Origin of the sequence: Nibrella saemangeumensis (assembly GCF_039541915.1) — a bacterium.
Classification (GTDB): Bacteria; Bacteroidota; Bacteroidia; order Cytophagales; family Spirosomataceae; genus Nibrella; species Nibrella saemangeumensis.
On record NZ_BAABHD010000005.1, the window covers coordinates 478524 to 493325 of the forward strand.

13 protein-coding genes are annotated in these 14802 nt (G+C 52.0%); 10 read left to right on the forward strand and 3 right to left on the reverse strand.

From position 1 onward, the window contains the following. Positions 1 to 18: 18 nt before the first annotated feature. Positions 19 to 1578, reverse strand: a complete 1560-nt coding sequence (locus ABD949_RS04000; protein ID WP_345240811.1) for a S41 family peptidase — start codon at positions 1576 to 1578, stop codon at positions 19 to 21. Positions 1579 to 1770: 192 nt separating this feature from the next. Between ABD949_RS04000 and ABD949_RS04005 the strand changes: the two genes are divergently transcribed. Continuing rightward, positions 1771 to 2250, forward strand: coding sequence for a hypothetical protein (locus tag ABD949_RS04005; protein WP_345240813.1), 480 nt, complete (start codon positions 1771 to 1773; stop codon positions 2248 to 2250). On the opposite strand, the gene ABD949_RS04010 is transcribed toward ABD949_RS04005, so the two are convergent. Beyond that, positions 2222 to 2575 (reverse strand): YraN family protein, encoded by a 354-nt coding sequence (locus ABD949_RS04010; protein ID WP_345240815.1) that lies wholly within the window; start codon positions 2573 to 2575, stop codon positions 2222 to 2224. The genes ABD949_RS04005 and ABD949_RS04010 overlap by 29 nt on opposite strands. A gap of 149 nt (positions 2576 to 2724) precedes the next feature. On the opposite strand from ABD949_RS04010, the gene lipB reads away from it, so the two are divergent. The 8 genes from lipB to ABD949_RS04050 all read left to right on the forward strand — a co-directional run bounded on the left by lipB (position 2725) and on the right by ABD949_RS04050 (position 11034). Beyond that, positions 2725 to 3465: a lipoyl(octanoyl) transferase LipB gene (lipB, locus tag ABD949_RS04015; protein ID WP_345240817.1), complete on the forward strand. Its 741-nt coding sequence runs from the start codon at positions 2725 to 2727 to the stop codon at positions 3463 to 3465. A gap of 76 nt (positions 3466 to 3541) precedes the next feature. Beyond that, positions 3542 to 3946: a hypothetical protein gene (locus ABD949_RS04020; protein ID WP_345240818.1), complete on the forward strand. Its 405-nt coding sequence runs from the start codon at positions 3542 to 3544 to the stop codon at positions 3944 to 3946. 24 nt (positions 3947 to 3970) lie between these two features. After that, a complete protein-coding gene (locus ABD949_RS04025) occupies positions 3971 to 4708 on the forward strand; it encodes a 3'-5' exonuclease (RefSeq protein WP_345240820.1) in 738 nt (245 codons plus the stop codon). A 27-nt stretch (positions 4709 to 4735) separates the two neighbouring features. Further along, the gene (gene rnr / locus ABD949_RS04030) at positions 4736 to 7114 is read left to right on the forward strand and encodes a ribonuclease R (RefSeq protein ID WP_345240822.1); all 2379 of its coding nucleotides are present in this window, start codon (positions 4736 to 4738) and stop codon (positions 7112 to 7114) included. Positions 7115 to 7408: 294 nt separating this feature from the next. After that, complete coding sequence (locus ABD949_RS04035; protein WP_425576725.1) at positions 7409 to 8146, forward strand: MlaE family ABC transporter permease; 738 nt, start codon at positions 7409 to 7411, stop codon at positions 8144 to 8146. Positions 8147 to 8148: 2 nt separating this feature from the next. Then, positions 8149 to 8928 carry an ABC transporter ATP-binding protein gene (locus ABD949_RS04040; protein WP_345240826.1) on the forward strand — a complete coding sequence of 260 codons (780 nt, stop codon included), beginning with the start codon at positions 8149 to 8151 and terminating at the stop codon, positions 8926 to 8928. A 2-nt stretch (positions 8929 to 8930) separates the two neighbouring features. Further along, a complete protein-coding gene (locus ABD949_RS04045; protein WP_345240828.1) occupies positions 8931 to 9992 on the forward strand; it encodes an MlaD family protein in 1062 nt (353 codons plus the stop codon). A gap of 109 nt (positions 9993 to 10101) precedes the next feature. Continuing rightward, complete coding sequence (locus tag ABD949_RS04050; RefSeq protein ID WP_345240830.1) at positions 10102 to 11034, forward strand: SDR family oxidoreductase; 933 nt, start codon at positions 10102 to 10104, stop codon at positions 11032 to 11034. On the opposite strand, the gene ABD949_RS04055 is transcribed toward ABD949_RS04050, so the two are convergent. Further along, on the reverse strand, positions 10997 to 14230 hold the full coding sequence (locus ABD949_RS04055) for a PQQ-dependent sugar dehydrogenase (protein WP_345240832.1): 3234 nt from the start codon (positions 14228 to 14230) through the stop codon (positions 10997 to 10999). The genes ABD949_RS04050 and ABD949_RS04055 overlap by 38 nt on opposite strands. A gap of 137 nt (positions 14231 to 14367) precedes the next feature. Here ABD949_RS04055 and ABD949_RS04060 point away from each other — a divergent pair, with 137 nt between their 5' ends. After that, positions 14368 to 14802, forward strand: a complete 435-nt coding sequence (locus tag ABD949_RS04060; RefSeq protein ID WP_345240834.1) for a nucleoside deaminase — start codon at positions 14368 to 14370, stop codon at positions 14800 to 14802.

Genomic DNA, 14802 nt, shown 5'->3' on the forward strand with positions numbered 1-14802 from the left:
GGTTAATAGCCGGCTTTTTTATTTTCGTACGGTAGCGCCCTGGTCTTCAACGGCGAGCTTCAGCGCCCGTTCTACCTCCAGGTCGCGCTGGCGAATTCGGTCCCAGACGCCGTAGGTGACCGGAATATCGGGCATGACTCCTCGCCCTCGGTCCGGCTGGCGTGTGGCTGTGGCAATCCAGAAAATCGGGAAACGCACCCTAAGCCTCGTATTGGGTAGGGTTAGCGTCTGGATGATACCACCGTTGCAGCCGGCTTCTCCCCCGCCCGTCTCCTGCCCGATTAGCTTAACTGGCCGCTGTGCTTTAAGGCTGGCCGCAAAAATAGAGGCTGCCGAGAACGTACGGCCGCTGGTCAGCACGTATACGTTCCCTTTAAAGGTATATTCATTGACAGGCTCCATCCAGCCTACATTCGATTTTCCAAATAAGTACCGGTCATTACCCTTGCCCAGATAGCGAAAATTCTGCCGCAGGAGTCGCTTTTCTTTCCGGTCGAAATAGGCCCAGGCATTCGGCTTTCGTACCCGGCACTCGGCACGATCAACCTGCCGGAAGGTGGAGTCGACGAGGTAGGCCATCAGGTCGGCACCGATTTCGGCGTTACCGCCCATGTTCTGGCGCAGGTCTATAATCAGGCTGCGGGTGCGGGCTTGCTTTAAGGTGCGAAAGACATCGCGGTGGAACGACTCGTGCTTCTCGTAGCTAAATCCGTTGATGATCAGAATAGCCACGGAGGAGTCGCTGGCCGGAAAATGCAACGAGCGCATCAATTGTAACTTAACCTCATCATGGTCTAGTTTCTGCGGTCCACTCTTTCGTATTTTCCGCATTGCTTTCGTGAATCTATCAATTTTTTCGGTTGATACATTCGCGTTAAACGGTACCGGATTTAAGTCAGTACCATTTATTCTAGGCCGTCGCTGGATAGTTGTTATCCGCTCGCAGCCGGTGGTATCCCGCACGGTGAGTGTCCAGGGCGACCGGCCGTCGAAATGCTTCCAGTAGATTTCTTCCAGAAAATACAGTTCCAGAAAGTAGTCTTTGAACGTCTCGTTGTACCCGTCCGAAGGCCAGCGGTTTTTGGCAAAGGTAACCACCTCCGACACCGGATAATTGCCAAGCTTCACCACCTCGGTTCCCGGCACCAGCGTCGAATCGGTACTGCGGTTGCGGCCGATGTACAGCCGGTTGTTGGCAAGAACCATTTCAAACGGCAGCCACTCCGGCTTAGGCTTGCTGCGCCAGCGACGATAGGAAAGGGACTCCTGTAGGTCGGTGTGGCCGCACCGGATTTGTACAATGAGCGGCCGGAGCAGATCGCCGAACGCCGTTTCAGTCATGGGGCGGTTCAGCTGGCGGTATACGTCGTCGAAATGCCGGTTCATCTCCTCGCGGGACGAGTACCGGTAAATGCTTGGATGCCGGTCTTCCAGGGTTTTTCGCAGCACACCAAAATCCTGCCGAAGTTGCTCGACCGTATACAACCGATACGGGTCATAGCCACTACCGCTTTGCTGTACGGTAAACCGAAAGGCCGTGCAGACAGCTAAGACCATCAGCAACGTAAATAACCGCATGCGTTTCTGCTAAAAAACAACTATATTTCTATACCCTAAAGTACCTCTTTTTCAACGAGAAACAAAAGCAATAGACGAACCGTTGAGTAGGTAACGTATTATCCTTTGTACAAACCATAAAATGAGGGTACCGGTTATGACCTGGATGAGAATCTGATTATATAACGCCGGAATACCTAAAACTAATGAATTATGGCACGACCGAATCCTGAATTAATTGACGCGCTGCGTCGGACGGCGCGCAAACTCAGCGAAGGGGCCCCTTACCAGTGGGGCCATATGGGCGGCTGCAACTGCGGTAACCTGGCCCAGGAGTTGACGAAGTTGACTAAAGACCAGATTCACGCCTATGCCATGCAGCGCTACGGCGATTGGAATGAGCAGGTACAGGACTACTGCCCCACCAGCCGGATGCCGATTGACCTGGTCATAAGCGAAATGGTGAACGCCGGTCTGTCGCTTGAGGACCTCAAAAATCTGGAGAAGTTATCAAATAAGCAGGTGCTGGCCCGCTTCCCGCTCGAAAAGCGGTTTCTGCGCCACAACCAGCGCAACGACGTGGTAACGTACCTCAGAGCTTGGGCCGATATGCTGGAAGAGCAACTGCTGGAGACGATTGAATTGCCGGACCTGTCGACAAATACTACCAAAAAGCATCCTCAATATGCTTGACCAGCACCTCATCGTCTTTTAACGTGATGGCAATTACGTCAAAGCGTACATCGTAACGCCAATCTTTGGTGAAGATATAATGTTCAGCTACCCGCATGACCAACCGGGCTTTGGTTGAAGAGACAAACTCTTCAGGATTACCAAAGCTCAGGTTCCGGCGGGTTTTTACTTCCGCAAAAACCATAAGCTTGCCTTTTCTGGCAATGAGGTCAATTTCTGCGTGCTGGTAGCGGAAGTTACGGTATACCACCTCATAGCCTTTCTGTTGCAGGTAGCGGGCGGCTTCCTCCTCGCCCTGCTTGCCGGTTTCGTTATGTTCTGCCATGTAGTTTAGACGTTTGTAGGTAATTCCCGTTACCTGCACAGGCATCTTAATTCCCGCCATATGTCAAAACCCGAACGAATACCCTTATTCTTTGTGTTATCAGAGCAGTTGCTCCCGGTATGAGCGGCTAATGGTTTCGCCGTAGAGAAATGAATGTTTGCTGTAATAAACAAGTTCAGGTTCAGGAGTTAGGCAGAATTGATTACCAGACTGCCTGGAACTATCAGGAACAGTTGTTTGCCGAGATAGTGGCGAAGAAACTGGACAATCGGGGGGTAGCGGACAACCAGCAGCAACCAACTCCCAACTACCTGCTGTTCTGTGAGCACCCGCATGTGTACACGCTGGGCAAAAGCGGTAAGGAAAGTCACCTGCTGGCCAATGACAATTTTCTGCGGGCCATCGGCGCTACCTATTATAAAATTAATCGAGGTGGTGATATTACCTACCACGGGCCGGGGCAGCTGGTGGGCTACCCAATTCTGGATCTGGATAACTTTTTCACGGATATTCACCGGTATATGCGTCTACTGGAAGAGGCCATTATCCGGACTTTAGCCGATTATGGTCTTGACGCCGGACGCATTCCGGGCCTGACGGGTGTCTGGCTGGATTACGACCAGCAGCAAAATCCGCGCAAAATCTGCGCGATGGGTGTAAAAGCCAGTCGCTGGGTAACTATGCACGGCTTTGCGTTAAACGTAAATACCGACCTGAGCTATTTTGATCATATTGTGCCCTGCGGCATCAGCGATAAAGCCGTTACCTCACTGGCGCAGGAACTCGGCCGTGAAATAGCGTTACAGGAGGTAGCGGGCCGGGTCCGCCGGCACCTGGCTGATTTGTTTGAGATGAGTTTGGTAGAGGCCATAAAAGCCGAAGCCGTTTAAGCGTTTACTGTTGACTAAACTTAACTGAGGGACGTTGAATTAGAACAATAGTATACCTCAGCATACATGCTATTGAATGAAGAAAGACATCAATTTTTTGCCGGTTGAGGGCGTACAGGTAGTCGTAGCCCGGCAATTGAACGATATCAACGAATATGATTGGCGGGTGTTCCTGATTAATCAGAACAACGTTAAAATTACCAATGTCTTTGTCACATCCAAAGGCTATGGTTATCAGGAAGACCAGCAGCAAAAGACCTCTACCCTGCGGCATTATTTTACGGAGTTGCAACCCGGCGAGCATCAAATTATAGAGACAATTATGCCCGATGTGTTCCACCTGAATAATGAATATTGGGTGAGTTACTTTATAGGTAACCAGATCTTCGACAAAAAATTTATATTCGTCCCGGACAGCATCACCGAGCAAAACCTGGTACGGGTCGCAGCGTTAGGATTGGAGGGGATTTTGCACGAGTAACCGTGTCACTCTATCCTAAACCCTATGCAAGCTTCCGCCAGTGTTAAGAAAAAGTTTAAAAATCTGCTGTTCATTGATGTAAAGACTGTAGCCGCCGAAGCGTCCTTCGATCAGGTTCACCCGCGTCTGCAGCAGCAGTGGGAGCAGAAGATCCGGTATTACCGCGACGATGAAGGGATGAGTCCGGCCGAATGGTACGACCGCCGGGCCTCATACTATGCCGAATTTGGCCGGATTGTCTGCGTCGGCATCGGTGGACTATACTGGAACGACGAAGAGCAGCTTCACCTTAAAGTAAAAATCCTCGACCATGATAATGAACTTTCGCTGCTGCGAGAGTTTATCCATATTATCAATCGGTACTCACCGAACGATTTGGTGCTGTGCGCCCACAACGGCAAAGAGTTTGACTACCCGTTCCTGTGCCGCCGGATGATGGTTCACGGCTTTAAGCTGCCGCAGACCCTGCAACTGTCGGGGCGCAAACCGTGGGAAGTGCCGCACCAGGACACCCTCGAAAACTGGCGCTTTGGTGAGCGGAGCCATTTTGTGCCGCTCGACCTGCTGGCGGCCATTCTGGACGTACCGGCCAAACCGCTCGACCTGACCGAAGAGCAAGTCAATTTAGTGTACTACGGTGAAAACGACATGAATCGTATCCGCCAGTACACGCAGGACTCCATTGTTATGCTGACGCAGGTTTACCTGCGCATGACCGGAGCGCCTTTATTAGAAGAAAACCACATCATTTACACAGATTGATGAAGCCTGAAAAGTCAGGCATATACCATGAGAAACAATAGAAATAAACCAAGAGAAAAACATAGTCCGAAATCCCACCGCGAGAACTCCTCGTTGCAGTCCGCAAACAAGTTTCTGGACGAACTGAAGGCCGATGTAGCGGCATTTTTTGAGATTAACAACAAAGATTCATTCACGCAGGCCGACGTGCTGGAGCATTTCGACGTAGGCGACCGCAAGATGAAACTCATCATCCACGGCCTCATTGGCGAACTGGTGGAGGAGGGACGTCTCACCCGCCTTGAAAACGGCAGCTATCAGGCCAACGAAGAAGCTGGTACCATTGAAGGCGTCGTTGACCATGTCAATCAGAAGTTTGCCTTTGTGATAACCCCTGATGGTGACCGGGAGACAGACATCTATGTACCGACCGAAGAATTGGCCGGCGCGATTGACGGTGACCGCGTGCGGGTGATGACCTTCAGCGACTCGGGCAACCGGGGCCGCCGTGTCGAAGGCCGCGTAACGGAGATTGTCGACCGGGGTCGCACCGAGGTAGTAGGTCGTATTCAGGTTTGGGCAACCTATGGCTTTGTGGTACCCGACAGCAAAAAGCTGTACGAAGATATTCACATTGCGAAGGAGAAACTGGGTGGGGCTAAAGATGGCGACAAGGTCATTGTACGGCTCACCAAATTTCCGGATGAGCGGAAGAACCGCTTCGAGGGCGAGGTTATTACGGTATTAGGCCCTGCTGGTCAGAATAATACCGAGATGCACGCCATTCTGGCGGAGTTTGGCCTGCCCATCACCTTCCCCGAAGCAATTGAGAAGGAGGCCGAGGCCATTCCGACCAAAATCAGTAAGAAAGACCTGGCCAGGCGCCGGGATTTCCGCGAGGTAACCACGTTTACCATTGACCCGGTTGATGCCAAGGACTTCGACGATGCGCTGTCGGTGCAGATGCTGGAGAACGGCAACTACGAAATTGGGGTACACATCGCCGACGTAACTCACTACGTACGGCCGGGTACTCTGCTGGAAGAGGAAGCCTACAAGCGGGCCACCTCCGTCTACCTGGTAGACCGTGTGGTGCCGATGCTGCCCGAGAAGCTATCGAACAACCTGTGTTCACTGCGTCCGCACGAAGATAAGCTAACCTTTTCGGCTGTGTTTGAGTTGACGCCGGAGGCTAAAATTGTTAAAGAATGGTTTGGCCGCACGATTATCCACTCCGACCGGCGGTTCGCCTATGAAGAAGCGCAGGAAATTATGGATATGGGTGTTGGCGACTATGTGGAAGAGTTACAGTTGCTGAACAGCCTGGCGCTTAAATTACGCGACGAGCGTTTCAGCAAGGGCGCCATCAACTTTGAAACGGTGGAGGTGCGGTTTAAGCTGGACGAAAACGGCGTGCCGCTGTCGGTACACCCGAAAATACGGCAGGACGCCCATAAGCTCATTGAAGAATTCATGCTGCTGGCCAATAAGCAGGTGGCTGAATTTGTCCACGGCCTTTCCAAAGGCACCGAACCAAATACCATGGTGTACCGGGTACACGAAGGTCCCGACGAAGCCAGGCTTCAGGTATTTGCCGAGTTTGTCAAACGCTTTGGTTACAAGATTAAAGTTGATGAAGCGCACCTGTCGAGTTCCCTCAACAACATGATTGAGAACCTGGAGGGCAAACCGGAGCAGAATATGCTGCAACAACTGGCGGTACGGACAATGGCGAAGGCGCGGTACAGCACCGAAGACATCGGCCATTTTGGTCTGGCGTTCAAGCGGTATTCGCACTTTACGTCACCCATCCGGCGCTACCCGGACATGATGGCGCACCGGCTGCTGCAGCATTACCTCGATAAGGGCAAGTCGGCCGACCGGGAGGAATACGAAGCCAAATCGAAGCACTCGTCGGAGCGTGAGCGGATGGCTACCGAAGCCGAGCGGGCGTCGATCAAGTACAAGCAGGTGGAGTTTATGAGCCGCATGGACCCGACCCGCACGTTTGAAGGGATCATCTCCGGCGTCACCGACTTCGGCATTTTCGTGGAAATTACCGAGAATAGCTGCGAGGGCCTGGTGCGTATGAACGACCTGACCGACGACTTCTACGAGTTCGACAAAGACAATTACCGCCTGGTAGGCCGTCGCACCAAGAAGTTCTATACCTTCGGCGATGCCATAACGGTAAAAGTCAAAGAAACCAATCTCGGCCGCCGGAGCATTGACTTCTGGCTGGTCGATGACCACGCCAAGCACCTGCTGCCCGGCTCAGAACGGGGCCGTAAAAGCCGTCGCGGCAGCGACAACAGCAACGGCCAGTCGAAGCGCTCGCGGGACAGCAGCGGCAGCGGCCGGCGCAAAGAAGGTACAGCCGCCAAAGGTGAGAACCGGCGCGGAGGCCGCAAGCAGCAGCGAGCCTGAAATCAAAGAGCGGAAGAGTGAAAAGTTGGCGAAGCTAATCGCTCTTTCATTCTTTCGCTCTTTCACTCTTTGGTAAGGTTTCCCTAATAAAATTAACCCTGTCATAACAATTTGAGTTAATAGGATTGTCTGTCATGTACTGATATAATCTGGTAGCTGGAATACCTGAGTACTAGAGGAGTCAGGACACGCTAAAGCTACAATACAGCAATCTGAATGGATACTAACCATATAAAAACCGACGAGGCTGAACCCCGGAAATACGTTTTATCCCGACGGCTGGATAATCTGTTTATGGAGATGAACGAAGTGTTTCAGTTCATCGTCCGGTTCTTCCGGGAGGTCTTCGTCCCCCCCTATGAGTTCAAAGAAATTGTTAAGCAATGTTATGAGGTAGGGGTTCAATCGCTGCCGCTGATTTCGCTAACGGGTTTTATTACCGGCATTGTATTTACCAACCAGTCTCGTCCGTCACTGGCGGAGTTCGGGGCCGTTTCGTGGCTGCCCGCGCTGATTGCTATTGCCATTGTGCGGGCCCTGGCTCCGCTGGTAACAGCGCTGATTGCGGCCGGCCGGGTAGGCTCCAACATGGGGGCCGAGCTGGGGTCGATGAAAGTAACGGAACAGATTGATGCGATGGAGGTTTCGGCCACAAATCCATACAAATTCCTGGTCGTTAGCCGGGTACTGGCTACAACCTTCATGATTCCTACGCTGACGCTGTATACCATGTTCGTCGCCTTGATGGGAGCTTATATTAATGTAAACCAGAATGAGCAAACCAGTTTTGCCTCGTATGTCGAACAGGTTTTTGGGGCAATTACCTTTCTGGATGTGTTTGCTTCCATCATCAAAGCCTTTGTGTTCGGGTTCACCATCGGGATGGTCGGCTGCTACAAGGGCTACAATTCGTCAAAAGGAACAGAAGGTGTGGGTAAGGCAGCCAACGCGTCGGTGGTAACATCGATGTTCCTGGTATTTATTGAGGAGTTGTTATCGCTTCAGATTGTAAACGCCATACGGTCCATGTAATTATGGAAGAAAAGGCGAACACACATATCAATAAACAGGAAGCCGTTATCAGCATCCGGGGGTTAACCAAATCTTTCGGTGATCTGCACGTCCTGCGCGGGGTTGACCTGGATGTATTCAGGGGCGAAAACCTGGTCGTGCTGGGACGTTCGGGGACAGGCAAGTCGGTATTGATTAAAATTATTGCCGGTCTGCTGATGCCGGATGCGGGCACGGTAACGGTACTGGGGCAGGACGTGGCCCGGTTGTCGACAAAAGAACTTGACCAGCTCAGGCTGAAAGTAGGATTCTCATTTCAGAACAGCGCTCTGTACGACAGTATGACCATCCGGGAGAACCTGGAATTTCCGCTGGTGCGCAACGTTCGGAATCTCAGCCGGCAGGACATCAATCATGCCGTTGAAGAAGCCCTGGAAGATGTCGGACTAAGTCAGACCATTAACCAGATGCCGTCTGAATTATCGGGTGGCCAGCGGAAGCGGATTGGCATTGCCCGGACGCTAATCCTGAAGCCTGAAATCATGCTGTATGATGAACCAACGGCCGGTCTCGACCCCATTACCTCCGTTGACATAAACAACCTGATAAACGAGGTGCAGGAAAAACACCATAGCACCTCCATTGTTATTACCCACGACCTTACCTGCGCCAAAATGGTGGGTAACCGGGTGGCTATGCTGCTCGACGGCCGGTTTGAGCGGCAGGGTACCTTTGAAGAAGTATTTGAGTCAAACGACGACGAGCGGGTACAGGCTTTTTACAATTACAACTTTGTGACATAGAGATGAGCGCATCAGATAATAAACGAGCAGTAACAGTCGGGATCTTTGTCATTCTCGGCATCGCCATATTGGTAGTGGGCATACTTGTCCTGGGTGGACAACAGAAGCGATTCACCAAAAATATTCAGGTCACCGCCACGTTTGATGATGTGGCGGGTTTGAAGGTAGGTAACAACGTCTGGTTCTCCGGCGTAAAAATCGGCACAGTCAGAACCCTGCGGTTTATCGGTAACTCGCAGGTGGAAGTGGGCATGAACATCGAAGAAAAATCAGCCCATTTCATCCGGAAAGACGCCAAAGCGACCATTAGCTCGGAAGGCTTTATCGGCAATAAATTGGTCATGCTGGTGGGCGGCACCACCCGTTTCCCAACCGTTGAAGATGGGGACAAACTTCAGACAGAAGCTGCCCTCAGCGCCGACCAGATCATGGAAACCTTACAGGAAAACAACGTCAATCTGTTGAAAGTAACAACTGACTTCACGACCCTGATGAATCGTATTAAGCAGGGAAAAGGCACTGTAGGGGCAATATTAATGGATTCAGTGCTGGCTGATAATGTGCGGGCTACCGTAGCGAACCTCCAGCGGACTTCGAACAACGCAGCTCAGGTCTCCGGCTCATTAAATCAGTATGCCGCCAAATTAAATAATAAAGGCAGTCTGGCTAATGAACTGGTAACCGATACTATTATTATGGCACGCCTGCGAACATCGGCCAATAGCCTTCAGCAGGCCTCCTCAACGGCAGTTTCCATGGCCAATAACCTGGAGCAGACCAGTGAGAAGGTCAGCCGGAAAATAGACAATCCCAATTCCCCCCTGGGAGTACTCATCAGCGACGAAGCGACGGCACGCAACCTGAAAGGTACGCTGCGGAATCTGGAGAGCAGCACGCAAAAGCTGGATGAAAACATGGAAGCGCTCCAGCATAACTTTCTGCTAAGAGGTTTCTTTAAGAAAAGAGCGAAAGAGGAGGCTAAGGAACAGGAGAAAAACCGCACCCGACCCGCTACCCAGACGGCCGTGCAGCAAAACGTGGATACAACGGGCGTGCAGAAATAATCAGCTGCCGTTCATGGTCGACACTAAGGCCATCAGCGATTTAGCGTAAGGTAATAGAGGTTTAGGTGGTTATGCTTACCTTAGCATAATTCCCTAAACCTCTATTTTTATGATACTTATTGTTGGAGCCACCGGGGTACTCGGACACGAGGCCGCCCTGCAACTACTGGCAGCAGGCCGATCGGTACGTGCCATGGTGCGCAACCCCGAAAAAGCCGCTGATCTGCAGCAGTTGGGAGCCGAAATTGTACAGGGTGACCTAACTGACCCGGCCTCGGTAGCCAAAGCCTGCCAGGGTGCAGAGGTTGTCCTGGCAGCCGCTCACAGCCTGATGGGCCGGGGTAAATACCGCTCAGAAAACGTGGATGATGCCGGGCACCGTACCTTGATTGATGCGGCAAAAGAAGCCGGCGTTCGCCATTTCATCTATACCTCCATTCAAGGAGCAGGCCCCGATCACCCCTTCGATTTTGATCGCATCAAATACCAGATTGAACAATACCTCATTCATAGCGGGATGACCTACACCATTCTGCGTCCATCAGCCTTTATGGAACTGCATGCCCATACCCTAATGGGCAAAGATATTTTGGTAAAAGGTAAGACCACCATATTCGGGCAAGGCAACAATCCCACAAACTTTGTCTCTGTCCGCGACATTGCCCGTTTGATTACCATTTCGTTAAATGACCCCAAAGCGCATAATCGAATTATTGATATAGGCGGACCGACCAACCCTACCAAAAACGAAGTAGCTAACCTCTACGGTCGTCTGGCAGGTGTAACCCCCAGAATCGGGCATATGTCACGAGGTACCCTGAGGGTTCTGTCCAGAGTTATAAGACCCTTCCACCCCGGCATTGGCCGGATTATGGAGATGAGTGCCGCCATGGACGAAATCGATGCAACCATGGACATGAGCGAGACCCTGAAAGACTTCCCCCTGAAGCTAACCACCATTGAGGAGTTTGTTCAGGAGCAGGTGGCAAACCATAAGTCGCCCGCTACTTCCCCATCGACTGCGTCACCGGTTCGCGGCTGAACAGAATCCAGTCAAGGACCATCAGGTTAGCCGTTTTGGCCTCGGCGTTCCGGAAAACAACGTACAAATCTGCCGGCGCGCCGGGGTTACTAATGGCCGCCGACACGGTCTGCCATTGCAACTCCCGCCGGTTAGCGCCGGCCGCAGGGGTCACCGTAGCCGTACCGAGCAGTTTACCCGAGGGTGAGTTACTCCTGACCTCAATTTGTCCACCCCGTGCCGGTGCCGCTACCTGGAACGCTAATTGACTGATGCCGTTCAGATCGATGCTTTTGAAGCCGATGTAGGAGCCATCTTTGATGTCACCCACCCAGGTCTGGCTGCTGCCGTCCTGGTGTTTAATGTCTACTTTGTTTGAGAACTCATAACTTTCGGCCTGTACCTTCGGGTGACGCAGCACATACATCTTACGGCCGGTGAGTGGCCCGGTAACCGGGTTGCCTTTATCGGTATAACTGGCCGTTACTACATAATTGCCCGGCTCTTTATCGGTGTTGGTATGCTCCTTAAACGTGTACGTTCCCTGTAACGGTAAGCTCCTGGTTTCATCCGCCAGTGACAGAATATACCGCACCATATCGCTGGCTTCCTGTTCGGTATGCTGCGGGTGCGCCGACATCATGTTTTTGCCCCAGTTCCCATTGCCACCCATAATAATCTTTTTGGACAGCATGGCCACTGCGTTTTCGTTGGTGCCCTTGTAGCGCTTGGCTACCTCCATCCAGGTTGGGCCTATGGACTTGGTGTTCATCGAATGGCAGGCCTTGCAATCACTGTTGTTGACCAACTCTCTACCCTGCAGGTATTTAGCCGACACATCGCCTGCAGCCTGGCTGTTCGACGCCAGCAGCGCCAGGTCTTTTCCTTCGGCCAGATAGTCTACGGCAAACTTTACCTGCTTCGGCAGAATGCCTTTGTTCAGGCTGCCATCTTCTTTGTCCTTCACCGTTACCGTATAAGCCAGTGGTGTTTTGTCGAAGTAAAAGGTGCGGTTTCCTTTGACAGCAATGTTTACCTCGGGGGTTTCGTTGCCTACTTTTATCTCCTGCTCAGTAGTCGCCTTCTGGCCTTCAGCATCAGTCACGGTGAGCTTCATGCGATACACGCCCGGCTTGCTGTAGGTAAACGTAGGCTCCAAAGCAGCCGATTGTTGCCCATTGCCCGACCCCCACTGGTAGGTCAGCTTATCGCCCCGGTCGTAGTCAAACGACTCTTTGGCCGATAGTTTCACCGTCATTGGGGAAGCTCCGACCGTTTTGGAAGCGACAATTTTAGCCACCGGGCGACGGTTCCCTTCGGAATACTCAATCCGCAGCAGTTGCGAATCCGGATTCCGGGCAAAGTAGTTAGCGCCGTAAGCCAGAATGTACATAGCTCCATCGCGTCCAAACTTCATGTCGATTGGCTTAGAAACAAACGTGTTCGGCAGGAACGATTCGATTTGTTTTAGGTCACCCCCCTCGGTAAACGTCAGCACTTTTATCCAGTTCCGCGCCCACTCGTAGATAAACATCTTGTTGTCGTAGTACCTGGGGAATTTGACCGTAGACTTGGCCGGATAGTCGCCGGCGTAGTAGAACGGTCCGGCCATGGCGCTTCGAGAGCCGGTTCCCAGCATCGGAAACTCTTCCGACTTTTCATATGGATACCAGATCATGGCCTTCTGGGCGGGCGGTAGCACTTTGGAGCCAGTATTGTTCGGTGATTCGTTGACAGGCCGCTCAGGATTGAATACAGTTCCAACCTTATTGGTGGCGAAATCGAAATCGGCGTAAGCTTTGTTATTGCCGACAAAATAAGGCCAGCCGAAGTTACCGGGCCTGCGTGCCTGGTTCCACTCATCCTGGCTCTTGGGTCCGCGCTCGTTGGCCTGTCCACCGTCTGGGCCTACATCACCCCAGTACAGAAAGCCCCGCTTATCGACCCAGATGCGGTACGGATTTCGGGCTCCCATTACGTAGATTTCAGGCCGCCCCTGCGAACCATCTTTCGGGAACAGATTACCGTCAGGTATGGTATACGAACCATCCGGCTGCACTTTTATCCGCAGAATCTTGCCCCGCAGGTCGTGCGTATTACCCGATGACTTCTGTGCATCGAACGGACCACGACCCGGCCGTTCGTCGATAGGCGTAAAGCCGTCAGACTCTTTAGAGCTGGTATTGTCGCCGGTGGAGAGGTACAGATTACCATCCGGTCCGAAGTATACGTTACCCGCCGAGTGGCAGCAGGTTTCGCGTTGCACCGGCACCTGCATCACAATCTTCTCCGATTTGAGAAGCAGGCTGTCGCCGTTAAAGACAAACCGCGACAGGTTCTGCACCGGCTTATCGCCCACCGGCGAATAGTACAGGTACACATAGTGGTTATCCTCAAACTTCGGGTCCAGTTCCATCCCGAGCAGACCATCCTCGTAGTTACCGGTGATATGTACCGGCAGTTTGTTAATGGTCTTAGTGGCTTTGGTGGCCGGGCTATACAGCTTAATAGCTCCTTTGCGCTCTACGTACATTACCCGTCCATCATTCATTACCTCCATTTCAATAGGCTCGTCCATAAATGAGTCCAGCACTGAAATGGCAAAGCGGTTTTCTTCGGGAGTACGCGACGTACGGGCATTCTTATAGTTTAACTCACGGCCGGTCATGGCAAATTTGATGCCTTCCAACAAGCGGCTAGCGTAGCTGTCGTTGGTAAAGCTTTCGGCGGTTCCGCCCGCACTGGTGTAGTATACGCGGCCACCGTCATACTGGCTGGTCCATCCGCCATCGGTCTGCTTGGCCTTATCCGGCCCAAACATTTGGTTAAACCACGGCCATTGGTAGTTGGTAAAGCCACCGGCGTTGATAACCACCAGACCGCCACCCGCTTGCACAAATCGTTCAAAGTCGTTCTGCTGCCAGGTATCCAGCACATCAGGTGAGGTACCCAGCAATACTACTGCCCGATAGTTCTTCAGCGAGTCCTCCGAAATATAGGCTGTATTCGACGTTGTATCGACATCAATATTATTTTTCTGCGCCAACGCCATAAATGACCGGGCCGCAGCCGTAGCCGGAGACTGATTGACGGTATTCCGGAAGAACACAAGCAATTTATCTTCTTTGCGGCTATTCCACCCGAGTAACACCAGCAACAGTAATCCGCTGAGGGTTGAGGTAGCGAGGGCAGATACCCGGTTCTCTATCTTAAACATATCTAAAAAGCCTCTATCAGTTTGGGTTTTGCCACATAGCGTGGCCTTCTGTAAAAGCATAATCCTCATAATTTTACTTTTTGTTTGACCAGTTAGCGGCTATTCTATAGATTGCCACCCTGACATCTGCTACTTCTATGGACGAATTTATGCAAGAGGCCATCCGGCAGGCCCGCAAGAGCCTCGACGAAGGCGGTATTCCGATCGGCTCGGCGCTGGTAAAAGACGGTAAACTGGTTGCCTCCGGCCACAACAAACGCGTACAGGAAGACAACCCCATTCTGCACGGCGAAATGGACTGCCTCAACAATGCCGGGCGGGTCGGCTCCTTTCGGAATACCGTTATCTACTCCACCCTGATGCCATGCTATATGTGCGCCGGCACCATTGTGCAGTTCAAAATCCCTAAAGTGATTGTGGCCGAATCGCGCACGTTTGCCGGTGCCCGCGAATTTATGGAGCAGCATGGCGTGGAAGTAATCGATCTCGACCTGCCGGAGTGCGTGGAGATGATGAACCAGTTTATAGCTCAGAAGCCGGAGGTCTGGAACGAGGATATTGGCGAATTATAA

Coding starts and splice junctions, on each gene's coding strand:
- ABD949_RS04000 (WP_345240811.1), bottom strand. CDS start 1,578: ATGCGGTTATTTACGTTGCTGATGGTCTTAGCTGTCTGCACGGCCTTT.
- ABD949_RS04005 (WP_345240813.1), top strand. CDS start 1,771: ATGGCACGACCGAATCCTGAATTAATTGACGCGCTGCGTCGGACGGCG.
- ABD949_RS04010 (WP_345240815.1), bottom strand. CDS start 2,575: ATGGCAGAACATAACGAAACCGGCAAGCAGGGCGAGGAGGAAGCCGCC.
- lipB (WP_345240817.1), top strand. CDS start 2,725: ATGAATGTTTGCTGTAATAAACAAGTTCAGGTTCAGGAGTTAGGCAGA.
- ABD949_RS04020 (WP_345240818.1), top strand. CDS start 3,542: ATGAAGAAAGACATCAATTTTTTGCCGGTTGAGGGCGTACAGGTAGTC.
- ABD949_RS04025 (WP_345240820.1), top strand. CDS start 3,971: ATGCAAGCTTCCGCCAGTGTTAAGAAAAAGTTTAAAAATCTGCTGTTC.
- rnr (WP_345240822.1), top strand. CDS start 4,736: ATGAGAAACAATAGAAATAAACCAAGAGAAAAACATAGTCCGAAATCC.
- ABD949_RS04035 (WP_425576725.1), top strand. CDS start 7,409: ATGGAGATGAACGAAGTGTTTCAGTTCATCGTCCGGTTCTTCCGGGAG.
- ABD949_RS04040 (WP_345240826.1), top strand. CDS start 8,149: ATGGAAGAAAAGGCGAACACACATATCAATAAACAGGAAGCCGTTATC.
- ABD949_RS04045 (WP_345240828.1), top strand. CDS start 8,931: ATGAGCGCATCAGATAATAAACGAGCAGTAACAGTCGGGATCTTTGTC.
- ABD949_RS04050 (WP_345240830.1), top strand. CDS start 10,102: ATGATACTTATTGTTGGAGCCACCGGGGTACTCGGACACGAGGCCGCC.
- ABD949_RS04055 (WP_345240832.1), bottom strand. CDS start 14,230: ATGTTTAAGATAGAGAACCGGGTATCTGCCCTCGCTACCTCAACCCTC.
- ABD949_RS04060 (WP_345240834.1), top strand. CDS start 14,368: ATGGACGAATTTATGCAAGAGGCCATCCGGCAGGCCCGCAAGAGCCTC.